Below are 24,675 nucleotides of genomic sequence, written 5' to 3'. Positions count from 1 at the left end.
CTACCAGCGAAAGCGCAGGCCGTCGAACGGCTTGGGCGCGGCCGGCTGGGGCGTGCCCGGTGGCTGCGGCGCCGCAGCGGCATCGGGCAGCGGCGCAGGCGCCTGCTCGGGCGGCAGCTCCTGGAGCTTGGCCAGGCCCAACTGGGCGCGCAGTTGTTCGCGGTTGCCGGTGACGCTGTAGGTCAGGGTGTCGCCTTCGGCCTGGCGCAGGCGTGGGCCATAAGGCTCGAGCACGCGGCCGAGCTCGGCATAGCGCTGCAGGTTCATGCCCTGCACCTGGATCTGCAACTGGCTGCTGGCCCCCGGGCGTGTGACATAGCGAGGGGCCAGGCGACTGCTGACCGCCAGCATCACCGCATCGGCCAAGGCTGTCTGGTCGGCGGCCTCGACACTCCCCTGCTCGCGCTGGTCGCCCAGCCACAGCTGCCATTTACCCCGCCACTTGCCGTCCGCTTCCTGGGCATGCACCGCCAGCATGGCATCGGCGTTGTAGCGTTCGGACGCTTCGCGCAAGGGCGCCGGGTCGTTGCCCTCCAGTTGCTTGGCGTCAGCCACCAATTGTTCCTGCAGGTCGCCCAACGGCAAGCGCAGCAGCAGGCCGCGATGCTGGGCGGCACGGCGCAACGGCCCGGCGGCCGACTGCCCGTCCCCCACCAGGTTGCTGCCCTCGACGCTGTCGTTCAGCCACCAGCCGAGGATCGACGGCCGGTTGCTGCCCCACAGGGCCAGCCCGGCCTGGCGCAGGGCGCGCTCGGTACTGCCAGGGTCGAACTCCACCACCAGGGTTTCAGGCGGGCCCGCCTCGGTGCCGACCTGGTTGATGATTTGCTGTGGATCTTTGCGCAACGCCGCAAGGCCTGGGCTCTGGGCCGCCTTGGGGTCGCCGGTCAGGCGCAGTACCAGGGTGTCCAGGGCCTTGCTGGTGGCCTGGGCGCGGGCTTCGCTGCCCTGCCCGTCGATCGGCTCACGGACCTGATAGAGCCCGGAGACGGTTTCGGCCTGTGCGACGGCACTGCCCACGACCAGGCAAGCGACCGCCAGGTGATTGAGAAAACGCATGGAGGATTCCTGTCCAGATGACCAAGGGGCGCCGGGCCCCGACCTGCCGTTGTGACACCCGCACGGCGCAAAACGCTCCGCCGTGCCAGCCGATACGGCCCACCGCCATTCCTATTACCTTATACAGGCACCGCCCCGGCAACCAGTCGCAGCCTGTGAAAGGATGTTTTTTGCCAGATTCACGCCCTGCCCGTCGGCCTGAGGATGGCCGCTGCCCGGCAACCCTGATAAAATCGCGCGCCTTCGCAGACCAGTGACGTACAGGCAGCCGCCGCCCTTCGAGCCGGCCTTGGCCGTCGCGGTCGTTTTCCCGAATCCCTCCCTCCTAAAGGCCTGGATCAATGAGCAAGCAACCCTCCCTGAGCTACAAGGACGCCGGTGTAGACATCGACGCCGGCGAAGCACTGGTCGAACGCATCAAGGGCGTGGCCAAGCGCACCGCACGCCCTGAAGTCATGGGTGGCCTGGGCGGCTTCGGCGCCCTCTGCGAGATCCCGGCCGGCTACAAGCAGCCGGTTCTGGTCTCCGGCACCGATGGCGTGGGCACCAAGCTGCGCCTGGCGCTGAACCTGAACAAGCACGACAGCATCGGCCAGGACCTGGTCGCCATGTGCGTCAACGACCTGGTGGTCTGCGGTGCCGAGCCGCTGTTCTTCCTCGACTACTATGCCACCGGCAAGCTCAACGTCGATGTAGCCGCCACCGTGGTCACCGGCATTGGCGCCGGCTGCGAGCTGGCCGGCTGCTCCCTGGTCGGTGGTGAAACCGCCGAAATGCCAGGCATGTACGAGGGCGAAGACTACGATCTGGCCGGCTTCTGCGTCGGCGTGGTGGAAAAGGCCGAAATCATCGACGGCTCCAAGGTCGCCACCGGCGATGCCCTGATCGCCCTGCCGTCCTCCGGCCCGCACTCCAACGGCTACTCGCTGATCCGCAAGATCCTCGAAGTATCCGGCACCGACATCGAGAACACCCAGCTCGACGGCAAACCGCTGGCTGACCTGCTGATGGCGCCGACCCGTATCTATGTCAAGCCGCTGCTCAAGCTGATCAAGGACACCGGTGCGGTCAAGGCCATGGCCCACATCACCGGCGGCGGCCTGCTGGACAACATCCCACGCGTGCTGCCGGCCAATGCCCAGGCCGTGATCGACGTGGCCAGCTGGCAGCGCCCGGCGGTGTTCGACTTCCTGCAGGAAAAAGGCAACGTCGACGAGCACGAGATGCATCGCGTCCTGAACTGCGGCGTCGGCATGGTCATCTGCGTAGCGCAGGACAAGGTCGACACTGCCCTGCAAGTGCTGCGTGACGCTGGCGAACAGCCATGGGTCATCGGCCAGATCGCCGAGGCACCAGCCGGTGCCGCCCAGGTCGAGCTGCAGAACCTCAAGGCGCACTGATGCCAAGCAAGACCTGTAATGTCGTGGTACTGCTGTCGGGTTCCGGCAGCAACCTGCAAGCGCTGATCGACGCCAACCGTGGCGACGATAGCCCCGTGCGCATTCGCGGCGTGATTTCCAATCGCGCCGACGCCTACGGCCTGCAACGTGCCCAGGCGGCCGGCATCGAAACCGCAGTGCTCGCGCACGGCGACTTCGAGGGCCGCGAAGCCTTCGATACTGCGCTGATGGCGCTGATCGACGGCTTCGAGCCGGACCTGGTGGTGCTCGCCGGCTTCATGCGCATCCTGAGCGGCGGGTTCGTCCGCCACTACCAGGGCCGCCTGCTCAACATCCACCCGTCGCTGCTGCCCAAGTACAAAGGGCTGCACACCCACCAGCGGGCACTGGAAGCGGGCGACGCGGAGCATGGTTGCAGCGTACACTTCGTCACCGAGGAACTCGATGGCGGCCCCTTGGTCGTACAGGCAGTGGTACCGGTTGAGCCAGGCGATACACCCGACAGCCTGGCCCAGCGTGTTCATCGCCAGGAACACCAGATCTACCCGCTGGCGGTGCGCTGGTTCGCCGAAGGACGCTTGCGTCTGGGCGAACAGGGTGCATTACTGGATGGCCAGCCCTTGGCGGCCAGCGGTCACTTGATTCGACCCTAGGAGAATTTATGCGTCGCGCCCTGCTCTTGGCTCTCGCTGTACTCGCCCTGCCGCTCCAGGCAGCTGATCTGAAGCCTTTCTCGGCCAGCTACACCGCCGACTGGAAGCAGTTGCCCATGAGTGGCACCGCCGAGCGCAGCCTGGTGAAGAATGCCAACGGTACCTGGGACCTTAATTTCAAGGCTTCCATGATGATCGCCAGCCTGACCGAACAAAGCACCCTGCGCCTGGACAACGACACCCTGCTGCCGCAGAAGTACCACTTCGAACGTGGCGGCCTGGGCAAGGCGAAGAAGGTCGACCTGACCTTCGACTGGAACAGCAAGAAAGTCACCGGCTCCGACCGTGGCGATGCCGTCAGCCTGCCGCTCAACCGTGGTGTGCTGGACAAATCCTCTTATCAGCTGGCCCTGCAGCATGATGTGGCCGCCGGCAAGAAGAGCATGACCTACCAGGTGGTCGATGGTGACGAGATCGACACCTATGACTTCCGCGTGCTCGGCACCGAGAAAGTCACCACCAAGACCGGCCAGGTCGATGCCGTGAAGGTCGAGCGCGTGCGCGACCCGAGCCAGAGCAAGCGCATCACCGAGCTGTGGTTCGCCAAGGACTGGGACTACCTGCTGGTGCAACTGCGCCAGGTCGAGACCGATGGCAAGGAATATGTGATCGTGCTGCAGGACGGTACGGTCGATGGCAAATCGGTGAAAGGCAACTGACCACCATTGCCTGCAATACCCGAGAGCCCCGCTTGATGCGGGGCTTCTTTTTGCCTGGGATTGGTCGCTGCCTGGGCCGGCCCTATCGCGGGACAAGCCCGCTCCCACAGATTTTGCCGCTGTAGGCCTATGGGCTTGTTCCGCGAGTAGGCAGCCCAGGATGAAACTTGTTTCATCGTCGTTTTAATTTACTTAGCCTGCTAACAAACTCTATAAAAGAGACCTGCGACACGTTGCCGCAGCCAATCGAAAGTGGAGTTTACCGATGACAGTCCAAGTAACCGAACGCGACGAATCGAAAATGTCCCACGAAAGCCAGGCCCATGGCCTGCGGATCTGGGACGTGCACCAGCAAGGCGAACTGGTGGGCATGTTCCACTCCGAACAGGAGGCCCAGCAATATCGCAGCGAGCTGGAATGCCTGGAGAACCAGCGCACTACGCAGTGACCCCCAAGCATAGAGGGGCCGCTTCGCGGCCCTTTCGCGGCACAAGGCCGCTCCTACAAGGATCGTGCGAGTCCTGTGGGAGCGGGCCAATTACCACATGAGGTCGTCTGGAATCTTGTAGGCGGCGTACGGATCGTCCTCGTCCGCTTCCTCGACATGGGTGTTGAGCAGCAGGATACGATGCGGGTCACGTTCCTGGATCTTCACTGCGGCTTCGCGCGGGATCACCTCGTAACCGCCGCCGAAGGAGACGATCGCCAGGGCACCATTGCTGAGCTTGGTACGCATCAGGGCATTGACGGCGATGCGCTTGACCTTCTTGTCATCGACGAAGTTGTAGTAGTCCTCGGTGTTGAGCTTGGGCAGCCGGGTTGCCTCGATCAACTGCTTGATCTGCGCGGCACGGGCCTTCTGCTCGGCCTTTTCCTGCAGCTGGCGGTTCAGCTCCTGATCTTTCCTGGCCTTCTCGGCCATGGCTTCCTTGGCCTGGCGCTGCTGGGTGTCGTCGACTTCGACCTGCCCCTTGTGCTCCAGACGTTTCTGTTTCTTCTCGGCTTTGTTGACCTGCTTGACCTGTTTCTGGTTGACCAGACCGGCCTTGAGCAATTGGTCGCGAAGGGAAAGGCTCATGTATTCACTCACTTATGCAACAGCTCAGCCGCAGCTGGGCAGGTTCTTTTCCTGACGCTTGGCTTCGCCCCACAGGGCGTCCAGCTCATCAAGGGTACAATCTTCGATCGGGCGGCCACTGTCGCGCAATGCCTGTTCGATGAAGCGGAAACGTCGCTCGAACTTGCGGTTGGCCCGGCGCAGGGCATTTTCCGGGTCGTGCTTGAGGTGCCGGGCGAGGTTGACGGTGGCGAACAGCAGGTCGCCGATTTCATCCTCGAGGGCATCGTCATCGCCGTCGGCCATGGCCTGCAGCACTTCATCCAGTTCTTCACGGACCTTGTCCAGCACCGGCAAGGCGTCAGGCCAGTCGAAGCCGACGGTGGCCGCGCGTTTTTGCAGCTTGGCCGCGCGCGACAGGGCCGGCAACGCCGCCGGCACGTCATCGAGCAGCGACAACTGCTCGGGCTCGCTTTTCTCGGCACGCTCCTGGGCCTTGATCTCTTCCCAGCGCGACTTGACCTGGGCCTCGCTCAGGCTGGGCGTATCCAGAGGCGCGTACAGGTCTCCGGTGGGGAAGACATGTGGATGCCGGCGGACCAGCTTGCGGGTGATGCTATCGACCACGCCATCGAAGGCGAAGCGGCCTTCTTCCCGGGCCAGCTGGCTGTAGTAGACCACCTGGAACAGCAGGTCGCCCAACTCGCCTTGCAGGTGTTCGAAGTCGCCACGCTCGATGGTGTCGGCGACTTCGTAGGCCTCTTCGAGGGTGTGCGGGACGATGCTCGCGTAGTTCTGCTTCAGGTCCCAGGGGCAGCCGTGCTGCGGGTCGCGCAGGCGGGCCATGAGGTGCAGCAGGTCGTCGAGGGTGTAGGACATCGGGTTCTCTCATACGGCGCAGGCTTCGCCTGCGATCGCGGGGCAAGCCCGCTCCTACAGGTACAGCGCACCCCTGTGGGAGCGGGCTTGCCCCGCGATGGGCCGCAAAGCGGCCCCGGGGTCTCAAGGGGTACGGTTACGCCGCGTCTCGATGATGTTCGGCAACTGCGAGATCCGCCCCAGCAGGCGCCCGAGGGCATCCAGGCCGGGGATCTCGATGGTCAGCGACATCAAGGCGGTGTTGTCTTCCTTGTTCGAGCGGGTATTGACCGCCAGCACGTTGATCTTCTCGTTGAGCAGTACCTGCGACACGTCGCGCAGCAGCCCCGGGCGGTCGTAGGCACGGATGATGATGTCGACGGGGTAGGTCTGCACCGGGATCGGCCCCCAGCTGACCTGGATCATCCGCTCCGGCTCCTTGCCGGCCAGCTGCAGCACCGAGGCGCAGTCCTGGCGGTGGATGCTCACGCCACGGCCCTGGGTGATATAGCCGACGATGGCGTCGCCCGGCAGCGGCTGGCAGCAACCGGCCATCTGCGTGAGCAGGTTGCCGACGCCCTGGATCTGGATGTCGCCACGCTTGCCGGAACGGGTGCCGCTGGCTTTGCGCGGGATCAGTTCGATCTGCTCGTTGCGCTCGGGCTCCAGCAGCTGCTGGGCGGCATTGACCATGTGGGCCAGGCGCAGGTCGCCAGCGCCCAGGGCGGCGAACATGTCCTCGGCGGTCTTGACGTTGGCCTTCTCGGCCAGGCGCTCGAAGTCGACCTGGGGCAGGCCCAGGCGGCTCAGCTCACGCTCGAGCAAGGTCTTGCCGGCGGCGACGTTCTGGTCGCGGGCCTGCAGCTTGAACCAATGGACGATCTTGGCCCGGGCCCGGGAGGTGGTGACATAGCCCAGGTTGGAGTTCAGCCAGTCACGGCTCGGGCTGCCGTGCTTGCTGGTGATGATCTCCACCTGCTCGCCGGTCTGCAGGCTGTAGTTCAGCGGCACGATGCGGCCGTTGATCTTGGCGCCCCGGCAGTTGTGGCCGATCTCGGTGTGCACGCGGTAGGCAAAGTCCAGCGGCGTGGCGCCCTTGGGCAGGTCGATGGCATGGCCGTCCGGGGTGAACACATAGACCCGGTCCGGCTCGATATCGACCCGCAGTTGCTCGGCCAGGCCGCCGATGTCGCCCAGCTCCTCGTGCCACTCGAGCACCTGGCGCAGCCAGGAGATCTTCTCTTCGTAGTGGTTGGAGCTGGACTTGACGTCGGTACCCTTGTAGCGCCAGTGGGCGCAGACGCCCAGCTCGGCCTCCTCGTGCATGGCGTGGGTGCGGATCTGCACCTCGAGCACCTTGCCCTCCGGGCCGATCACCGCGGTGTGCAACGAGCGGTAGCCGTTTTCCTTGGGGTTGGCGATGTAGTCGTCGAACTCCTTGGGGATGTGCCGCCAGAGGGTATGGACAATACCGAGCGCGGTGTAGCAGTCGCGGATCTCCGGTACCAGTACGCGCACCGCACGCACGTCGTAGATCTGGCTGAACTCCAGGCCCTTGCGCTGCATTTTGCGCCAGATGGAATAGATGTGCTTCGCCCGGCCGCTGATGTCGGCGTTGACGCCCGTGGCCAGCAGCTCGTTCTGCAGTTGGTTCATCACATCGGTGATGAAGCGCTCGCGGTCGAGGCGACGCTCGTGCAAGAGCTTGGCGATCTGCTTGTACTGATCGGGTTCGAGGTAGCGGAAGGACAAGTCCTCCAACTCCCACTTGATGTGACCGATGCCCAGACGGTGGGCGAGCGGTGCATAGATGTCGAACACCTCGCGCGCCACGCGCAGGCGTTTTTCGTCATCGGCGGCCTTGACCGCACGGATGGCGCAGGTACGTTCGGCCAGCTTGATCAGGGCGACGCGCACGTCGTCGACCATGGCCACCAGCATCTTGCGCAGGTTCTCCACCTGGGCCTGGGAGCCAAGCACCAATGACTGGCGCGGGCTGAGGCTGGCGCTGATGGCCGCCATGCGCAGCACACCATCGATCAGCTTGGAGACCACCGGGCCGAACCGCTGGCCGACCTCGGCCAGGGTCACCTTGCCTTCGCGCACCGAGCGATAGATCACGGCCGCCACGAGGGAGTCCTGGTCGAGCTTGAGGTCCGCGAGGATTTCAGCGATCTCCAGGCCCGCCTGGAAGCTGGACGTGCCATCGGCCCAGGAATGCTTGGCCGGGTTGCCCTTCTTCTCGACTTCCTGGGCAAAATCGCAGGCCTCCTTGAGCGCCTTGCGGTCCAGCGCCGAGTCGACGCTCACCACATGATCCAGCCATGCTTCGAGATTGATACTGCCGTCGGTATTGACCGGCTGGTGCACTCTCACCTGTACCATCTTTCTTTTACCTTTCCATACAGCGCACCCCACGGATGCGCTGGCAATCACCGTACGACGCCCATTCCCTGGACGCCGCACCAAGGGGCCAGCCTGGCTAGCCCGCTTCGAATAACGCCATGGCCTCGACATGTGCCGTCTGAGGAAACATGTCGAGAATCCCGGCCCTTGTTAACCGGTACCCCTGCCCTACCAGCACCTGGGCGTCTCGCGCCAGCGTGGCCGGGTTGCAGGACACATAGACCAACCGCTTGGCCTTGAGGCGTGCGATGTTTTGCACCACCTCGAAAGCACCGTCGCGCGGTGGATCCAAGAGTACCGCAGAAAAGCCCTCGGCGGCCCATCCGGCGCCATCCAAAGGCTGCGATAAATCGGCCTGAAAAAAGCGTGCATTATGCACTTTGTTGTCCCGGGCGTTGGCCGCCGCCCGCTCGACCATGGCCTGGACACCCTCCACCGCCACCACTTCACGGGCCTGCCGGGCCAACGGCAGGGCGAAGTTGCCCAGGCCGCAGAACAGGTCCAGCACCCGCTCCTCAGGTTGCGGCGCGAGCCAGGCCAGGGCCTGCTCGATCATCGCCGTGTTGACCTGGGCGTTGACCTGCACGAAGTCCCCTGGCCGCCAGGCAAGCTCCAGCCCCCAAGGCTCGAGGACAAAGCCCAGCGCCTGGCCTGCCCGTACCGGCGCCGGCTCGCCTTCGCCCTGCAGCCACAGCTGGGCACCGACGGCTTCGCAGAAGGCCTCCAGACGCGCCAGGTCATCTGCCGGCAGCGGCGCGACATGGCGCACCAGCACCGCCTCGGCGGTACCGCTGAACAACTCGACATGCCCCAGCGCTTGGGGTTTGCCCAAGCTGCGCAACACGTCCGGCAACTGGCGGAAAATCGTTTGCAAGGGCTGTACCAGAACCAGGCACTCATCGATGGCGACGATGTCCTGGCTGGCCTCGGCGCGAAAACCTACGTCCAGCCGGCGTGCCTTGGCGTCCCACCGCACCGCCACCCGCGCCCGTCGCCGATAGCCGAACTCAGGGCCCACCAACGGTGCGGCCCATTGTTCAGGCTGTATCCCCGCCACGCGCTGCAGCTGCTCGGCCAGCAGGCGCTGCTTGAGCGCCACCTGCCCCTCGTGGGGCAGGTGCTGAAGGTTGCAACCACCGCAGCGGGCGTAATACCGGCAAGGGGCTTCGCGCCGTTCAGGGCTGGCCTGCAGCACCCGCTCCAGGCGTGCCTCGACCACCTTTCCGCGCGCACCGAGCACCCGGGCTTCGACAGCCTCCCCTGCCAGGGCACCGCTGACGAACCAGGTACGCCCTTCCAGGAAAGCGATGCCTCGGCCGTCACCGGCCAGGCGTTCGATGTCCAGGCGTTGTTTCTTGCCTACCGGCACCTGGGGCGCACGGTTGCCGCCGGCCGGTTGGAACCGCAGGCCGCCGTTGCTTTTCTTTCTGGACATCAGGTTGCGTCGAACAGGCCGGTGGACAGGTAGCGGTCGCCACGGTCGCAGATGATCGCCACCATGACCGCATTCTCGACCTCGCGGGACAGGCGCAGCATGGCGGCAACCGCACCACCGGAAGACACACCACAGAAAATGCCTTCTTCACGGGCCAGACGGCGGGTGGTCTGCTCGGCTTCTTCCTGGGACATATCGACCACGCGGTCGACACGGCTGGCGTCGAAGATCTTCGGCAGGTACTCCTCGGGCCAGCGACGGATGCCGGGGATGGCCGAGCCTTCCATCGGCTGCAGGCCGACGATCTGCACCGCCGGGTTCTGCTCCTTGAGGTACTGCGAGCAGCCCATGATGGTGCCGGTGGTGCCCATGGAGCTGATGAAGTGGGTGATGCTGCCCTGGGTCTGCTGCCAGATCTCCGGGCCTGTGCTGGTGTAGTGGGCGACCGGGTTGTCGCCGTTGGCGAACTGGTCGAGCACCAGACCGCGGCCTTCGGCTTGCAGTTTGTCGGCCAGGTCGCGCGCGCCCTCCATACCCTCCTCCTTGCTGACCAGCAGCAGCTCGGCGCCATAGGCGGTCATCGCCGCCTTGCGCTCGGCAGTGGAGTTGTCGGGCATGATCAGGATCATCTTGTAACCCTTGATCGCCGCTGCCATGGCCAGGGCGATGCCGGTGTTGCCGGAGGTGGCTTCGATCAGGGTGTCGCCCGGCTTGATCTGGCCGCGCAGTTCGGCACGGGTGATCATGGACAAGGCCGGGCGGTCCTTCACGGAGCCTGCCGGATTGTTGCCTTCGAGCTTGAGCAGGAGGGTGTTGGTAGTCTCGCCTGCGATACGCTGCAGGCGAACCAGAGGCGTATTGCCGACGCAATCGGCGATGGTTGGGTACTGCAAGGTCATGGCGTAGTTCACAATCCGGACGGCAGGGGCGACTATCATACCGGCAAACGTTTCCTCGCCATATCACGCAATCTGCAGTCTCTATAGCTATAAGACATAAGGAAGCGATGCCTGTGAGGCCACCTCATGCCCTACGCAGCCGATCGCGCAAGCCCTACAGGGGGTGTGATGGCGGGCAGGCGCATGCACAGGCGCAGCCCTTGCTTGCCGTTCTCTGCCCACAGGGTGCCACCCTGGCGCTGGATCGCGCTGCGGGCGATGCTCAGGCCCAGACCGAAACCACCGTCGCCCGGGCGGGAGCCGTCCAGGCGCGAGAACGGGGCGAAGATGCGTTCGAGGTCTTCTTCGGCCACCCCGCCCCCCTGGTCTTCCAGGACGATGCGCCAATACCCGCCCTCACGCTGGCCTCCCAGGCGCACCACCCCCTGTTCGGGGGAATGGCGGATCGCGTTACGCAGCATGTTCTCCAGGGCCTGGGCCAAGTGGTTGAGGTTGCCTTGCACCCAGCATTCGGCCGGCAGTTCACAGCGCAGACGCGCCGGCACCCAGCCGCTCTCGTAGCAGGCATCCTCAGCGAGCATGTCCCACAGCGCCTGAAGCTGGATCGGCTCGAGGTTCATCGGCGCACGTTCGGCATCCTGCCAGGCCAGTTGCAGGGTGTTCTCCACCAGTTGCTGCATGCAGTCCACCTCACGGCCCACCCGTTCGGCCAGACGCTGCAGATCGGTTTCGCCATCACAGGCCACGCGCAGGCGGCTGAGCGGTGTACGCATCTCGTGGGACAGGTCACGCAACATCTGCTGTTGCATGGCCACGGTGCCCTGCAGGCGCTCGGCCATCTGGTCGAAGGCCCGGGCCAGTTCGCCCAGTTCGTCGTGTCGGCCGATGGTGCGCGAATCCAGGCGTGCCGAGAGCTGGTCGGCGCGCCAGGCATTGGCCTGCTCGCGCAACTGGTTCAGCGGTACGATCAGCATGCGGTACAGGCCCACGCACAGCAGCAGGGTGAACAAGCCCGGGATGATGCCGTTGGTCAGCACTTGCCAGAACAGGCGGTAGCGGCCAGGGTTGAGGCGCTCCGGCAGCTCGATCACCAACATGCCCTGCTCCGGTGCACCGGGGAACGGCAGGCGCAGCCAGGGTTGGCTGATGCTGCGCCGACTCATGGGCCAATCGACACCCCGCAGGTGCGTCAGTTGCTGAACCTCAGCAAGAGACAGGCTGGCGCTGCCCAGCGGCCGGAGTTCGGCATCGAGCACGCCGACCCAGCCCGCCCCCTGCTCGCGCATCTGCGCCTGCCATCGGTCGACGCCGGCCCGCCCGCCTTCGCGCCAGGCATGCTCGGCTTCGCCGGCCCAGGCCAGCAACGCTTCGCGGGCCGATGCGTCGAGGTAGGCATTGCGGGTTTCCATATGCCGACCCCAGGTGTAGCTCAGGCCGATCATCAGCAGGCAGAAGCCCACCAGGAGGATGGACAGCTTCCAGAACAACGAGTGACGGTCGAGCACCGTCAATCCGCCTCGCCGGCGCAGAGCATATAGCCCTTGCCCCAGACCGTGCGGATCTGCCGTTCGTGGTAACCGATCACCTTGAGCTTGCGGCGGATCTGGCTGACATGCATGTCCAGGCTGCGGTCGTGACGCGAATAGCCACGCTGCAGGACTTGCTGATAAAGGAACGGCTTGCTCAATACTTCATCCTGACTGCGATTGAGGGTATCGAGCAGACGGTATTCGCTGGGTGTCAGCCCAGCCCACAGACCATCGAGCCAGACGTCGCAGGCGGCATCGTCGAAGCGCAGCTGACCGTTGGCCACCTCGCGCGAAACCTGGTGACGCCGCTCGAGGGCGACGCGGCGCAGGATCGCCTCGATGCGAACACGCAGCTCGGCCATGCTGAAGGGCTTGGGCAGATAGTCATCGGCGCCGCGCTGGAAACCGCTGATGCGGTCGGCCTCGGCCCCCAGGGCCGACATCAGGATCACCGGGGTGGCGCTGTGCCTGCGCAATTGGGCCAGTGCATCCAGGCCATTGAGGCCGGGCAGCAGGATGTCCATCAGGACCACATCGAACACCTGGCGACCAGCGGCCTTCAGGCCCTCCAGGCCATTGCGGCACCAGGTCACCTGGAAGCCGTCACGCTGCAGCTCCTCGTTCAGGTAGGCGCCAAGTACGGGGTCGTCCTCGATGGCGAGAATAGAGGACTGGTTAACAGCTACGGGATTCATTGGCTTGTGACATTGATTCTCAGTTGCGCGATTATTGGCCATGCGGACGCACCAAGGCAACCGGGTTTCGACCGGTGACGGCTTTTCGCCACCCTCTGCGGGCTCGCATTCGCGTCGAACGCCCCCTGGCTGCATAAAATGGATACAAATAAGTGCAACAGGCCGGCTGCCGGGGTAACGTTCTGCCTGGAGCCGTCCCTATGATGACGGCATGCAGGCACATGACAGGAGACAGATGTGCTCGATCGCTTGGGAATCAGAAGCCGGGTCCTGCTGTTGGCCCTGCTGCCCGCCGGCCTGATGGCGTTGGTACTGGGGAGCTATTTCACCTGGTTGCAGCAGAACGAGCTGCGCACCCAGTTGTTCCAGCGTGGCAAGATGCTCGCCGAACAGTTGGCGCCGCTGGCAGCACCGGCCCTCGCCCACCCGGCCCAGGCCCAGCTCGAACGGATCGCCGCCCAGGCCCTGGAGCAAACCGACGTGCGCGCCGTGGCATTCCTCGCCCCGGACCGCACGCGCCTGGCCCATGCCGGCCCCAGCATGCTCAACCTGGCGCCCACCGGCGGCACCGGCACACAGCTGCTGCAGCGTACCGGCAACGATGCCACCCGTTACCTGATGCCGGTGTTCGGCCATCACCGCGACCTGGCCACCGAGGCCGTGCCCGCCGAGGCCGAGCGCCTGCTGGGCTGGGTGGAAATCGAACTGTCCCACGATGGCACCTTGCTGCGCGGCTACCGCAGCCTGTTCACCAGCGTGCTGCTGATCCTCGGCTGCCTGGCACTGACCGTCCTGCTCGCCCTGCGCATGAGCCGCACCATCAACGACCCGATCAGCCGCATCAAGCACGCCGTCACCCAGCTGAAGGACGGCAACCTGGAGGAGCGCCTGCCGGCCATGGGCAGCCACGAGCTGGACGAGCTCGCCGCGGGCATCAACCGCATGGCCGAGACCTTGCACAATGCCCATGAAGAGCTGCAGCACAGCATCGATCAGGCTACCGAGGACGTGCGCCAGAACCTGGAGACCATCGAGATCCAGAACATCGAGCTGGACATGGCGCGCAAGGAGGCCCTGGAAGCCAGCCGCATCAAGTCCGAGTTCCTGGCCAACATGAGCCATGAGATCCGCACGCCGCTCAACGGTATCCTCGGCTTCACCCACCTGCTGCAACGCAGCGAGCTGACGCCGCGCCAGCTCGATTACCTGAACACCATCGAGAAGTCCGCCGACAATCTGCTGGGGATCATCAACGAGATCCTCGACTTCTCCAAGATCGAGGCCGGCAAGCTGGTGCTCGACAGCATTCCCTTCAACCTGCGCGACCTGATCCAGGACACCCTGACCATTCTTGCCCCGGCCGCCCATGCCAAGCAGTTGGAGCTGCTCAGCCTGGTCTACCGCGACACACCCTTGTCGCTGGTCGGCGACCCGCTGCGGCTCAAGCAGATCCTCACCAACCTGGTAAGCAACGCGATCAAGTTCACCCGCGAAGGCACCATCGTGGTACGGGCCATGCTCGAGGACGAGCAGGAAGACAACGTGCAGCTGCGCATCAGCGTGCAGGACACCGGCATCGGCCTGTCGCCCCAGGATGTGCGCACCCTGTTCCAGGCCTTCAGCCAGGCCGACAATTCGTTGTCGCGCCAGCCCGGCGGCACCGGCCTGGGGCTGGTGATCTCCAAGCGCTTGATCGAACAGATGGGCGGTGAGATCGGCGTCGACAGCACGCCAGGCGAAGGGTCGCAGTTCTGGATCAGCCTGAACCTGCCCCGGGCCCATGACGATGCCGAGGAGCAGCCCTTGCAGCCGCTGCTCGGGCGCCGCGCGGCCATCGTCGACGGCCACGAGCTGGCTCGCCAGGCGCTGGAACATCAACTGGAAGACTGTGGCCTGAGCGTCAGCCTGTTCGCGTCCTTCGACCAGTTGCTGCAAGGCGCCCAGGCCGCCGCCCAGGCGGGCCAGCCATTCGACTTCGCCGTGCTCGGGGCCAACCTGGGCAGCCTCTCGCCGGAGCAGCTCGGTCATTACCACCAGCAACTCGAGCGCCTCGACTGCCTGTGCGTGGTGCTGTGCCCGACCACCGAACACGCGCTGTACCATCCCTACCTGCCCAATGGCCATGGTCAGTTGCTGTCCAAGCCGGCCTGCACACGCAAGCTGCGCCGTCTGCTGCTGGAACTGGTGCAGCCGCGTCGGCCATTGGCCGAGCCACGCAGCAGCGGTAGCCAGCGGGCGCCGAAGATCCTGTGCGTGGACGACAACCCGGCCAACCTGTTGTTGGTGCAAACCTTGCTCGAAGGCCTGGGCGCCGAGGTGCTGGCGCTCGACAATGGCTTCGCGGCGGTGCAGGCCGTGCAGAACGAGCCCTTCGACCTGGTGCTGATGGACGTGCAGATGCCCGGCATGGACGGCCGCGCCTGCACCGAGCAGATCCGCCGCTGGGAAGCCAGCCAGAGCGGCAACCCGCTGCCCATCGTCGCCCTCACCGCCCATGCCATGGCCAATGAGAAGCGCGCCTTGTTGCATAGCGGCATGGACGACTACCTGACCAAGCCGATCAGCGAACGCCAGCTGGCCCAGGTGGTGATGAAGTGGACCGGGCTGAGCCTGGCCCCGCAGCAACAGGAACGCGCACAGGAGCGCCTGCCGGACAGTACCGAGCTGAAAGTGCTCGACCCTGACGAAGGGCTGCGCCTGGCGGCGGGCAAGCCGGACCTGGCCGCCGATATGCTGGCCATGCTGCTGGCCTCGCTGGAGACCGACCGCGACTCGATCCGCAACGCCCGCGAGCGCGGCGACCGCACGGCCATGATAGAACAGGTGCACCGGCTCAACGGCGCCTCGCGCTATTGTGGCGTGCCGCAGCTGCGCGCTGCCTGCCAACGCAGCGAGACCCTGCTCAAGCAGGACAGCCCCCAGGCCCTACAGGCCCTGGATGAGCTGGACCGGGCCATCACCCGCCTGGCGGCCCAGGCGCGGCTGAGCGCCTGAGCTCAGGGCCCCGATCGCCGGCAAGCCGGCTCCCACCTGTACAGCGGTACACCCCTTGTGGGAGCCGGCTTGCCGGCGATCGGCCAGCACTGGCGACGCCTGTTCCCTCCGCGAAAGAGCGCCATAGATCAAGGTCCATGGGCTCGGACTGGCTACACTGGGCGCAACACGAAACCCAGAGGTGCCCCATGCGCGTCCTGTTGTTCAGCAGCCAGCACTACGACCAGGAAAGCTTCGACCAGGCTGCCGGAAACCATGGCCTGGAGCTGCATTACCAGTCCGCCCGCCTGACTTTGGATACCGCCCCGCTGGCCAACGGCTTCGCGGTGGTCTGTGCCTTCATCAATGACGAGCTGGACGCGCCGGTGCTCGAACGCCTGGCCGCAGGCGGTACGCGCCTGATCGCCCTGCGCTCGGCCGGCTACAACCATGTCGACCTGGCCGCCGCTCGGCGCCTGGGGCTGGCGGTGGTGCGGGTGCCGGCCTATTCGCCCCACGCCGTGGCCGAACATGCCGTGGCCCTGATCCTGGCCCTCAACCGCCGCCTGCACCGGGCCTACAACCGCACCCGCGAAGGTGACTTCACCTTGCATGGGCTGACCGGCTTCGACCTGCATGGCAAGACCGTGGGGGTCATCGGCACTGGCCAGATCGGCGAAGCCTTCGCCCGCATCATGGCGGGGTTCGGCTGCCAACTGCTCGCCTACGACCCCACGCCCAACCCGGCACTGCTGGCCTTGGGAGCGCGTTACCTGGCGCTGCCCGAACTGCTGCGCCAAGCGCGGATCATCAGCCTGCACTGCCCGCTGACCGAGCAGACACGCCACCTGATCAACGCGCAAAGCCTTGCGCAACTGCAACCCGGCGCCATGCTGATCAACACCGGGCGCGGCGCGCTGGTCGACACCCCAGCCCTGGTCGACGCGCTCAAGAGCGGCCAGCTGGGCTACCTGGGCCTGGACGTCTATGAAGAGGAGGCCCAGCTGTTCTTCGAGGACCGTTCCGACCTGCCACTGCAGGATGACGTACTGGCCCGGCTGCTGACCTTCCCCAACGTGATCGTCACCGCGCACCAGGCGTTTCTTACCCGCGAAGCCCTGGATGCCATCGCCGCCACCACCCTGGACAATATCGTCCGCTGGGCGGCAGGCGATGCGCAGAATCTGGTCATGGGTTAGTGCTAGGATACGCGGCAATTCTGGAGGACCCATGGTCGAACACGATTTCCGCTACACCCTATTCAACCCGCAACACACGCTGATCGAATGCCGCGCCCTGGTGCCCGGCCGCTACCAGGTCACCGGCAACGGTGGCTCGATGCACAAGGACGATGTCCTGCTGGTGACCCTCAAGGGCAGCAAGGACCTGTCCATGCGCCTGACCGTGGAAAGCGTGCGCCACCTGATCAACCCTCGCGGCCAGTGGGTCGCCGTGGCCAGCGGCCCGGTGTTCAACGAACTGGAGATTCTCAACTGGCAGGTCAAGTGCGACGCTTGCCAGGCCCAGCTGGACTTCGAATTCGCCGTGGACGCCAAGCTCGGCAAGAAGGCGCGTCAACCGGCGGCCAGCGCCCGTATCGCCGAACTGGGCTGGAGCAGCCAGGGCGAACGGCACCTGTGCCCGGCTTGCCAGGGGCGCGCGCAGTGAAGCATCTGTTGAGCGCCGCGCTGGTTGCCACCGCACTGGTGGGTTGTGCCTCCGAACCGTCGCCCCTGCAGCAGGAGCACGGCTATGTGCTGGAGTGGATCGGCGAACGTCCGCTGATCGACTACAGCCACCTGACCCTGATTCTGGGCGAGGACGGCCGCGCCTATGGCAATGCGGGCTGCAACCATTGGTTCGCGCCCTATACCCTGGAAGGCGATCGCATCAGCTTCGGCAAGGTCGGCAAGACCCGCAAGCTGTGCGCACCGGCGCTGATGGACCAGGAAAAACGCTTCCTGCAGGCGCTGGAGACCGTGCAGCGCTGGGACGTCTCGCCGATCGAGCAGATCCGCTTCTGGCCGGCCGAGGGCAAGCCGCTGCGGTTCTGGCCTGAGGAAGGCTGAAATGATCGGGGGCGCTTCGCGCCCCTTTCGCGGCACAAGGCCGCTCCTACACGCCTCGCGCCAGCTTGGAGCGGCCTTGTGCCGCGATGGGCTGCAAAGCAGCCCCGGAATCGATCAGGCGCCGCCCTTGAGCGCCTTGATCTTGGCCTGCAGCCCTTCGAGGGTCTGCTCGCCCATCAACTGCTCGCGTACCTTGCCCTTGTCGTCGATGATGTAGGTCACCGGCAGCGCCTCGCTGCGCGGCAGCTCGTAGCGCTCGGCCGGGTCCTGGGCGAGCACGGTGAAGGCGATGCCGAGGGTATCGGCCGCCTGCTTGAGGTCCTGCCCCTGCAGCCCGTCGAAGTTGACCCCCACCACCTTGATGCCCTGGGCCTCCCACTGCTTGGCCGCCGCGTTGAGCTCGGGGATTTCCGTGCGGCACGGGCCGCACCATTCGGCCCAGTAGTTGAGCACCACCCAGTGCCCATCGATCTGCTCGGCCTTTACCGTATTGCCGTGCTGGTCCACGCCGTAATCCGCACCGCAACCGCCGAGCAACAGGCTCGCAGTGATGGCCAGTACAGCTGCCAAACGCCTTGCCATGGGTCAATCCTTCTAGAAGATTCAAGCAAACTACACAGTCGCTGCGGTTAGAATAGCCGCCACACCCAGCTGGATGCGACCCGTCATGACTGATCTGACCCTCTATCATAACCCGCGCTGCTCGAAATCCCGCGGCGCCCTGGAATTGCTCGAAGCACGCGGCCTGGCCCCGACCATCGTGCGCTACCTGGAGACCCCGCCGGACACCGCCACGCTCAAGGCCCTGCTCGGCAAGCTGGGCATCGCCCCGCGCCAGTTGCTGCGTACCGGCGAGGATGAATACAAGACCCTGGACCTGGCCAACCCGGCACTGACCGACGCGCAGTTGATCGAGGCCATGGCCCAGCACCCGAAACTGATCGAACGGCCGATCCTGGTCGTCGGCGACAGGGCGGTGATCGGCCGTCCGCCTGAGAAAGTGCTGGAGATCCTGCCGTGAGCGAACCCTACGTCCTGGTTCTCTACTACAGCCGCCATGGCTCGACCAGCGAGATGGCCCGGCATATCGCCCGGGGTGTCGAGATGGCCGGCCTGGAAGCCCGCCTGCGCACCGTGCCAGCAATTTCCACCGAGTGCGAAGCCGTGGCGCCGGACATCCCGGCCAGCGGCGCGCTCTATGCCACCCTGGACGATCTGCGCCATTGCGCGGGCCTGGCCATGGGCAGCCCGACACGCTTCGGCAACATGGCCGCGCCGCTGAAGTACTTCCTCGACGGCACCAGCAGCCTGTGGCTGGGCGGCGAGCTGGTCGGCAAGCCGGCAGCGGTGTTCACCTCCACCGCGAGCCTGCACGGCGGCCAGGAAACCACCCTGCTGTCGATGATGCTGCCGCTGATGCACCACGGCATGCTGGTGCTGGGCCTGCCCTACAGCGAGTCGGCGTTGCTCGAAACCCGTGGCGGCGGCACGCCTTATGGCGCCAGCCATCATGCAGGTGCCGATGGCAAGCGTGAGCTCGACCCGCATGAGATCGCCTTGTGCCGCGCGCTCGGCCAACGCCTGGCGAACACCGCCAAAGCCTTGGAGGCCGCGCGTGGCTAAAAAGCCTAAGGTGTTGCCGCCGCTGGAATGGCTGGCACCGCGTTTGCGCCTGGCACGAGCATCGAGCCTGGCGTTCTTCTTCGGCCTGATCGCCCTGCTGGTGGTGAACAACCTGTGGTTCGCCGACCTCCACGGGGCGCGGGTCGAGGTGATCCTGGCGATCGAACTGGTGCCGCTGCTCGTGTTGCTGCCAGGCATGCTGATGGGCGGCGCCCGGGCGCATGCCTGGACCTGCTTCGTGGTGAATCTCTATTTCATCAAAGGCGTACTGGCGGCGTTCGACCCGGCGCGGGCAGTGTTCGGCTGGATCGAGGTGCTGGTGAGCCTGGGGCTGTTCGTCAGTGCGCTGCTGTATGTGCGCTGGAAGTTCCAGCATGAGCGGCGGCTGGCCGGCGAAGGGCTTTGAGCGCTAGGGTTGCCGCGCAACCCAATCGCGGGACAAGCCCGCTCCCACAGGGGATCTGCGTGACCTCAACGCTGTGGGGCTCAATGGTTGACGGTATGCGCCAGCATCACCGACAGCTGGCACAGCGGTCGCCCGCTTTCTGCATGCCATTGGTTGAAGGCCTGCTGCACCAACGCCAGGTCGCGCTGGCTGGTGGGCTGCTTGTCGATCACCCCCTGGGCGATCAAGGCCGCGCTCATGTCATCGGTGGGGATGAAGGTGTCCTTGCCGACCATGCGCAGGAAGCGCGGTGCCGACAGCCCACCTAGCTGGTTACCGTGCTTGGCCAGGTACTTCCACAAGCCGACGATGTCGGTCACCGGCCAGTCGGCGATGAATGCGCCGAAACTGCCGTGCACCTTCTCGATGTCGAGGATCATCTGCGCATTGCGCGGCACGCTCTTGAGCTTGCCCAGGTGGCGAATGATCCGTTCGTCCTGCATCAGCCGCTCCAGGTGTTCGGCGCCCATCAGCACCACCTTCTGCGGCTCGAAGCCGAAGAACACCTGCTCGAACGCGGGCCACTTGGCATCCACCAGGCTGTGCTTGAGCCCGGCGCGGAATACGCGCAGGGCCAGCGTCGACAGGTAGCGGTCATCGCCGATGTCGCGCAGTTGCGCAGGGGTACGCGGCTGCGGCAGGAAGGCTTCGAGGGCCTGGGCCGAGCCGAAGCGGTTCAGGCAGTATTCATGCAGCCACTGGTAGTCACGCATGGGTCAGATATTCAGCACGTCGAGAAAACGCGGGGTGGCGCTCTCGTCGATCTTCAGGCTGGTGAAATCGAACAGGTTGCGGTCGGCCAGTTGCGACGGAGCCACATTCTGCAGGGCCCGGAAGATGTTCTCGGTGCGGCCCGGGTGCTTGCGCTCCCATTCCAGCAGCATTTCCTTGACCACCTGGCGCTGCAGGTTCTCCTGGGAGCCGCACAGGTTGCACGGGATGATCGGGAATTCCTTCATGTCCGAGTAGGCCTGGATGTCCTTCTCGCTGCAGTAGGCCAGCGGGCGGATGACCACGTTGCGGCCGTCGTCGGCGCGCAGCTTCGGCGGCATGCCCTTGAGCGAGCCGTTGAAGAACATGTTGAGGAAGAAGGTCTCGACGATGTCGTCGCGATGGTGCCCCAGGGCCATCTTGGTGGCGCCGATCTCGTCGGCGAAGGTATAGAGCGTGCCACGGCGCAGGCGCGAGCACAGCGAGCAGGTGGTCTTGCCTTCGGGGATCAGTTCCTTGACCACCGAGTAGGTGTCCTTCTCGACGATGTGGTACTCGATGCCCAGGGTCTTGAGGTAGGCCGGCAGCACATGCTCGGGAAAGCCTGGCTGCTTCTGGTCCATGTTCACCGCGACGATCTCGAACTTGATCGGCGCCACCTTCTGCAGGTGCAACAGAACGTCGAGCATGGTGTAGCTGTCCTTGCCGCCGGACAGGCAGACCATGACCTTGTCGCCATCCTCGATCATGTTGTAGTCGGTGATGGCTTCGCCGGCGAGACGACGCAGGCGTTTTTGCAGTTTGTTCTGGTTGACCGAGAGGGTGCCCATAGCGCTTGGATCCGCGAGGTGTGACAAAAGCGGGCTATTTTACGCACAAACCGAGCACAGGCGTAGGCCATTCCGATAAAGAATCAAGGGCACGCCTGACAGCGCAATTTGCTCTAAAAAGCCGGTTTTTTGCCGGCAACGGCTTCCTATACTGCCTGATAAGGCCACACGACCGCTTGCATCGGTGTCCAGGGCCTCGGGCCGCAAGCGCTCCATTTGGGGGGCGTTTGACAACGACGATAGGAGTGACCGGCATGATCCATCACGTTCTGGGGCTGTTTACCCACCCTGACCAGGAGTGGAAGGAGATCCGTGGCGAGGACGAAAGCATCAGCCACATGTACCTGACCCATACGCTGATACTGGCAGCGATCCCTGCCGTGTCGGCCTTCATCGGCACCACCCAGGTCGGCTGGGTCATCGGCGATCGACCGGCGGTGATGCTGACCATGGAAAGCGCGCTATGGATGAGCATCATGTCCTACCTGGCGATGCTCGCCGGCGTCGCAGTGATGGGCGCCTTCATCCACTGGATGGCCCGTACCTACGATGCCACGCCGTCCATGGCGCAGTGCGTGGCCTTTGCCACCTATACCGCCACCCCGCTGTTCATCGGCGGCCTGGCGGCGCTCTACCCGCACCTCTGGCTGGGCATGCTGGTGGGCACGGCGGCCATCTGCTACACGGTCTACCTGCTCTACGTCGGCCTGCCGACCTTCATGAACATCCCCACCGACGAAGGCTTCCTGTTCTCCAGCTCCGTACTGGCGGTGGGCCTGGTGGTGTTGGTGGCGATCATGGCCGCCACGGTGATCATCTGGGGGCTGGGTGTGGGGCCTGTCTATACCAATTAGAGACATTGCGACACAGGAGCATGACCAGGGGCCGCCTTCGAGGCGGCCTCTGGCTGTGCGCTGACCGGTGGCTCGGCAGGCATGGGGCGCTTGCGGCATAATGGCCCGGCCAGGAGAACCACCCCGCCATGCCCGAGCTGCTCAAACAACGCGTCGAAACCTGTTACCAGCAAGCCGAAGCCTTCTTCAAACGCCCCTTCCCCCGCCCGGAAGTCAGCTTCAAGCTGCGCGGCCAGAAGGCCGGTGTCGCCCATCTGCACGAGAACCTGCTGCGCTTCAACCTGCAGCTGTACCGCGAGAACCAGGAAGACTTCCTGCGCCAGACCGTTGCCCATGAGGTCGCGCACCTGGTCGCGCACCAAGTGTTCGGCGACCGCATCCAGGCCCATGGCGAGGAATGGCAGTTGATCATGCGCGGGGTCTACGAGCTACCGCCCAACCGGTGCCACAACTATGAAGTGCAGCGGCGGGTGGTGACACGCTATATCTACCGTTGCCCGTGCCCGGAGAGCGATTTCCCGTTCACGGCCCAGCGGCACAAGCTGGTGCGCCAGGGGCGGCGGTACCTGTGTCGGCGGTGCCGGGAGATATTGGTGTACAGCGGCGAGACGCGCGTCGAATGATCGGGCTCTATCGCCGGCAAGCCGGCTCCCACCTGTCCTGCGCTGTTTTCAAAAACACCGCCATACCTGTGGGGGCTGGCCAAGCAATTCAAGACAGTTGCTCCCACCTGTCCTGCGCTGCTGTTATAGACACCGCGGAACTTGTGGGAGCCGGCTTGCCGGCGATGGGCTGCGAGGCAGCCCCAAATGCAGCCGATAAGGCTTAACTGGACTGGCATTAACCCGAAAGTCGCCTTTTCAGTTCATGCCCGGATCAACGTGCCGGGCCTTCTGCCACGCCCAGGTCGTCGAGCGGGCGGCTTTCGACCAGCGGTGCACCGCCAGAGGCCAGCTCGGCCTGCAACTGGTCGGTGTCCAGTTCATTGACCCACTTGGCCACGACCACGGTGGCCACGGCGTTGCCGATCAGGTTGGTCAGCGCGCGGGCTTCGGACATGAAGCGGTCGATACCCAGGATCAGCGCCAGGCCTGCAACCGGCAGGTGGCCCACCGCCGACAAGGTAGCGGCCAGAACGATGAAGCCGGAACCGGTGACGCCCGCAGCGCCCTTGGAGGCGATCAGCAGCACCAGCAGCAGGGTGATCTGGTGGGTGATGTCCATGGTGGTGTCGGTCGCCTGGGCGATGAACACAGCAGCCATGGTCAGGTAGATCGAGGTGCCGTCCAGGTTGAACGAGTAGCCGGTCGGGATCACCAGGCCCACCACGGACTTCTTCGCCCCCAGGCGCTCCATCTTGGCCAGCATGCGTGGCAGCGCCGACTCCGAGGAGGACGTGCCGAGCACGATCATCAGTTCTTCACGGATGTAACGGATCAGCTTGAGTACGCTGAAGCCGTGGAAGCGGCAGATGCTGCCCAGTACCACCAGAATGAACAGCAGGCAGGTGACATAGAAGCAGATCATCAGGTAGCTCAGCTGCACCAGCGAGCCCACGCCGTACTGGCCGATGGTGAAGGCCATGGCGCCGAAGGCACCGACCGGGGCCAGCTTCATGATCATGTTGATGATGTTGAACATGACATGGGCGAAGCGGTCGATCAGGTCCAGCACCGGCTTGCCGTAGCTGCCCAGGCGGTGCAGGGCGAAGCCGAACAGCACGGAGAACATCAGCACCTGCAGGATGTCGCCGTTAGCGAAGGCGCCGACCACGGTGTTGGGGATGATGTTGAGCAGGAAGCCGACGGTGGTCTGCTGCGCGCCGGCGGCGGCGTACGCGGCCACGCTGCTGGCGTTCAGGGTGCTGACGTCGACGTGCATGCCGGCGCCCGGCTGGACCACGTTGACCACCACCAGGCCGATGATCAGGGCGATGGTGGAGACGATTTCAAAATACAGGAGTGCGTAGCCGCCGGTCTTGCCGACCGACTTCATACTCTGCATGCCAGCGATGCCGCTGACGACGGTACAGAAGATGATCGGGGCGATGACCATCTTGATCAGTTTGACGAATCCGTCACCCAGGGGTTTGAGGGCGACGCCGGTTTCCGGGTAATAGTGACCGAGCAGGATACCGATGGTGATGGCGACCAACACCTGGATATACAGCGATTTGTACAGCGGCTGACGTGTCGTCATGGCTCATTTTCCTCAAGTGTGCCAAGCCCACCCTTCCCAGGGTGTTGCGGCACCTAAAGCGCGAACCCTCCTGCACCTGGAGGGATTTGTCGTTGTGGTCGAGCTGCCTGGGCAGGCCGATGCCAGGTCAATAGCAAGGCCGATGCCAAAGTGCTCGCAATGGGTGCAGAGGCCGTGTTTCAGGGCTTTTCATGCCCAAAGATCGAGCAGTCGCGCAGGAGGAAGCTGGCGGATTTCCGCCCGCTGGCGGGTTTGGAACGC

25 protein-coding genes are annotated in these 24,675 nt (G+C 64.8%); 13 read left to right on the top strand and 12 right to left on the bottom strand.

The window, feature by feature from the left end; genetic code table 11:
* Window positions 1-1,059: a DUF2066 domain-containing protein gene (locus ACXHGZ_RS04575; protein WP_480462625.1), complete on the bottom strand. Its 1,059-nt coding sequence runs from the start codon at window positions 1,057-1,059 to the stop codon at window positions 1-3.
* 341 nt (window positions 1,060-1,400) lie between these two features.
* Here ACXHGZ_RS04575 and purM point away from each other — a divergent pair, with 341 nt between their 5' ends.
* The 4 genes from purM to ACXHGZ_RS04555 all read left to right on the top strand — a co-directional run bounded on the left by purM (window position 1,401) and on the right by ACXHGZ_RS04555 (window position 4,279).
* Window positions 1,401-2,459: a phosphoribosylformylglycinamidine cyclo-ligase gene (gene purM / locus ACXHGZ_RS04570; protein ID WP_224458225.1), complete on the top strand. Its 1,059-nt coding sequence runs from the start codon at window positions 1,401-1,403 to the stop codon at window positions 2,457-2,459.
* The gene (purN, locus tag ACXHGZ_RS04565) at window positions 2,459-3,112 is read left to right on the top strand and encodes a phosphoribosylglycinamide formyltransferase (RefSeq protein ID WP_480462623.1); all 654 of its coding nucleotides are present in this window, start codon (window positions 2,459-2,461) and stop codon (window positions 3,110-3,112) included. Before purM ends, purN begins: the two co-directional genes overlap by 1 nt.
* A gap of 8 nt (window positions 3,113-3,120) precedes the next feature.
* Window positions 3,121-3,831 carry a DUF3108 domain-containing protein gene (locus ACXHGZ_RS04560; protein WP_084858695.1) on the top strand — a complete coding sequence of 237 codons (711 nt, stop codon included), beginning with the start codon at window positions 3,121-3,123 and terminating at the stop codon, window positions 3,829-3,831.
* Window positions 3,832-4,096: 265 nt separating this feature from the next.
* Window positions 4,097-4,279 carry a hypothetical protein gene (locus ACXHGZ_RS04555; protein ID WP_324818162.1) on the top strand — a complete coding sequence of 61 codons (183 nt, stop codon included), beginning with the start codon at window positions 4,097-4,099 and terminating at the stop codon, window positions 4,277-4,279.
* A gap of 90 nt (window positions 4,280-4,369) precedes the next feature.
* Here ACXHGZ_RS04555 and ACXHGZ_RS04550 read toward each other — a convergent pair whose 3' ends face one another.
* From ACXHGZ_RS04550 to ACXHGZ_RS04520, 7 genes are all read right to left on the bottom strand, one after another.
* Window positions 4,370-4,909, bottom strand: coding sequence for a DUF2058 domain-containing protein (locus ACXHGZ_RS04550; protein ID WP_084858693.1), 540 nt, complete (start codon window positions 4,907-4,909; stop codon window positions 4,370-4,372).
* Window positions 4,910-4,933: 24 nt separating this feature from the next.
* Window positions 4,934-5,767: a nucleoside triphosphate pyrophosphohydrolase gene (gene mazG, locus ACXHGZ_RS04545; RefSeq protein WP_084858692.1), complete on the bottom strand. Its 834-nt coding sequence runs from the start codon at window positions 5,765-5,767 to the stop codon at window positions 4,934-4,936.
* Between the two features lie 123 nt (window positions 5,768-5,890).
* Window positions 5,891-8,131, bottom strand: coding sequence for a GTP diphosphokinase (relA, locus tag ACXHGZ_RS04540; protein WP_084858691.1), 2,241 nt, complete (start codon window positions 8,129-8,131; stop codon window positions 5,891-5,893).
* Between the two features lie 97 nt (window positions 8,132-8,228).
* Window positions 8,229-9,587, bottom strand: a complete 1,359-nt coding sequence (gene rlmD / locus ACXHGZ_RS04535) for a 23S rRNA (uracil(1939)-C(5))-methyltransferase RlmD (protein ID WP_480462620.1) — start codon at window positions 9,585-9,587, stop codon at window positions 8,229-8,231.
* Window positions 9,587-10,486: a cysteine synthase CysM gene (gene cysM, locus ACXHGZ_RS04530; protein ID WP_084858704.1), complete on the bottom strand. Its 900-nt coding sequence runs from the start codon at window positions 10,484-10,486 to the stop codon at window positions 9,587-9,589. Before cysM ends, rlmD begins: the two co-directional genes overlap by 1 nt.
* Before the next feature lie 131 nt (window positions 10,487-10,617).
* On the bottom strand, window positions 10,618-11,991 hold the full coding sequence (locus ACXHGZ_RS04525; protein WP_480462617.1) for a histidine kinase sensor domain-containing protein: 1,374 nt from the start codon (window positions 11,989-11,991) through the stop codon (window positions 10,618-10,620).
* Window positions 11,992-11,993: 2 nt separating this feature from the next.
* The gene (locus tag ACXHGZ_RS04520; RefSeq protein WP_480462615.1) at window positions 11,994-12,710 is read right to left on the bottom strand and encodes a response regulator transcription factor; all 717 of its coding nucleotides are present in this window, start codon (window positions 12,708-12,710) and stop codon (window positions 11,994-11,996) included.
* 237 nt (window positions 12,711-12,947) lie between these two features.
* Between ACXHGZ_RS04520 and ACXHGZ_RS04515 the strand changes: the two genes are divergently transcribed.
* From ACXHGZ_RS04515 to ACXHGZ_RS04500, 4 genes are all read left to right on the top strand, one after another.
* On the top strand, window positions 12,948-15,704 hold the full coding sequence (locus tag ACXHGZ_RS04515) for a response regulator (protein WP_480462614.1): 2,757 nt from the start codon (window positions 12,948-12,950) through the stop codon (window positions 15,702-15,704).
* A 188-nt stretch (window positions 15,705-15,892) separates the two neighbouring features.
* Entirely contained in the window at window positions 15,893-16,882 is a 990-nt protein-coding gene (locus ACXHGZ_RS04510; protein WP_480462612.1) for a 2-hydroxyacid dehydrogenase, read from the top strand.
* 31 nt (window positions 16,883-16,913) lie between these two features.
* Entirely contained in the window at window positions 16,914-17,351 is a 438-nt protein-coding gene (locus ACXHGZ_RS04505; RefSeq protein WP_480462610.1) for a hypothetical protein, read from the top strand.
* Window positions 17,348-17,752: an META domain-containing protein gene (locus ACXHGZ_RS04500; protein WP_480462608.1), complete on the top strand. Its 405-nt coding sequence runs from the start codon at window positions 17,348-17,350 to the stop codon at window positions 17,750-17,752. Before ACXHGZ_RS04505 ends, ACXHGZ_RS04500 begins: the two co-directional genes overlap by 4 nt.
* A gap of 114 nt (window positions 17,753-17,866) precedes the next feature.
* Here ACXHGZ_RS04500 and ACXHGZ_RS04495 read toward each other — a convergent pair whose 3' ends face one another.
* Window positions 17,867-18,334 carry a TlpA disulfide reductase family protein gene (locus tag ACXHGZ_RS04495; RefSeq protein ID WP_084858683.1) on the bottom strand — a complete coding sequence of 156 codons (468 nt, stop codon included), beginning with the start codon at window positions 18,332-18,334 and terminating at the stop codon, window positions 17,867-17,869.
* An 85-nt stretch (window positions 18,335-18,419) separates the two neighbouring features.
* Between ACXHGZ_RS04495 and arsC the strand changes: the two genes are divergently transcribed.
* From arsC to ACXHGZ_RS04480, 3 genes are read left to right on the top strand one after another with little or no spacing between them, the layout of a single operon-like run.
* Window positions 18,420-18,773, top strand: coding sequence for an arsenate reductase (glutaredoxin) (gene arsC, locus ACXHGZ_RS04490; protein WP_480462606.1), 354 nt, complete (start codon window positions 18,420-18,422; stop codon window positions 18,771-18,773).
* A complete protein-coding gene (gene wrbA / locus ACXHGZ_RS04485) occupies window positions 18,770-19,375 on the top strand; it encodes an NAD(P)H:quinone oxidoreductase (protein WP_084858681.1) in 606 nt (201 codons plus the stop codon). The genes arsC and wrbA overlap by 4 nt, the downstream gene beginning before the upstream one ends.
* Window positions 19,368-19,781 carry a DUF2069 domain-containing protein gene (locus ACXHGZ_RS04480; RefSeq protein WP_480462604.1) on the top strand — a complete coding sequence of 138 codons (414 nt, stop codon included), beginning with the start codon at window positions 19,368-19,370 and terminating at the stop codon, window positions 19,779-19,781. The genes wrbA and ACXHGZ_RS04480 overlap by 8 nt, the downstream gene beginning before the upstream one ends.
* An 80-nt stretch (window positions 19,782-19,861) precedes the next feature.
* Here the strand turns inward: ACXHGZ_RS04480 and ACXHGZ_RS04475 are convergent, their stop codons facing one another.
* Window positions 19,862-20,533 (bottom strand): DNA-3-methyladenine glycosylase I, encoded by a 672-nt coding sequence (locus tag ACXHGZ_RS04475; protein ID WP_084858679.1) that lies wholly within the window; start codon window positions 20,531-20,533, stop codon window positions 19,862-19,864.
* A 3-nt stretch (window positions 20,534-20,536) separates the two neighbouring features.
* The gene (gene ttcA / locus ACXHGZ_RS04470; protein WP_084858678.1) at window positions 20,537-21,361 is read right to left on the bottom strand and encodes a tRNA 2-thiocytidine(32) synthetase TtcA; all 825 of its coding nucleotides are present in this window, start codon (window positions 21,359-21,361) and stop codon (window positions 20,537-20,539) included.
* A gap of 254 nt (window positions 21,362-21,615) precedes the next feature.
* On the opposite strand from ttcA, the gene ACXHGZ_RS04465 reads away from it, so the two are divergent.
* Both ACXHGZ_RS04465 and ACXHGZ_RS04460 read left to right on the top strand, forming a co-directional pair.
* The gene (locus tag ACXHGZ_RS04465) at window positions 21,616-22,215 is read left to right on the top strand and encodes a Yip1 family protein (protein ID WP_070091748.1); all 600 of its coding nucleotides are present in this window, start codon (window positions 21,616-21,618) and stop codon (window positions 22,213-22,215) included.
* Window positions 22,216-22,343: 128 nt separating this feature from the next.
* The gene (locus tag ACXHGZ_RS04460; RefSeq protein WP_084858677.1) at window positions 22,344-22,838 is read left to right on the top strand and encodes a SprT family zinc-dependent metalloprotease; all 495 of its coding nucleotides are present in this window, start codon (window positions 22,344-22,346) and stop codon (window positions 22,836-22,838) included.
* 253 nt (window positions 22,839-23,091) lie between these two features.
* Here ACXHGZ_RS04460 and ACXHGZ_RS04455 read toward each other — a convergent pair whose 3' ends face one another.
* On the bottom strand, window positions 23,092-24,414 hold the full coding sequence (locus ACXHGZ_RS04455) for a dicarboxylate/amino acid:cation symporter (protein ID WP_480462601.1): 1,323 nt from the start codon (window positions 24,412-24,414) through the stop codon (window positions 23,092-23,094).
* Window positions 24,415-24,675 lie beyond the last annotated feature (261 nt).

This window comes from Pseudomonas shiyinii, from assembly GCF_056725765.1.
Note: the sequence above shows the minus strand (reverse complement) of the source record. Positions and strands in the feature narration are given on the sequence as shown.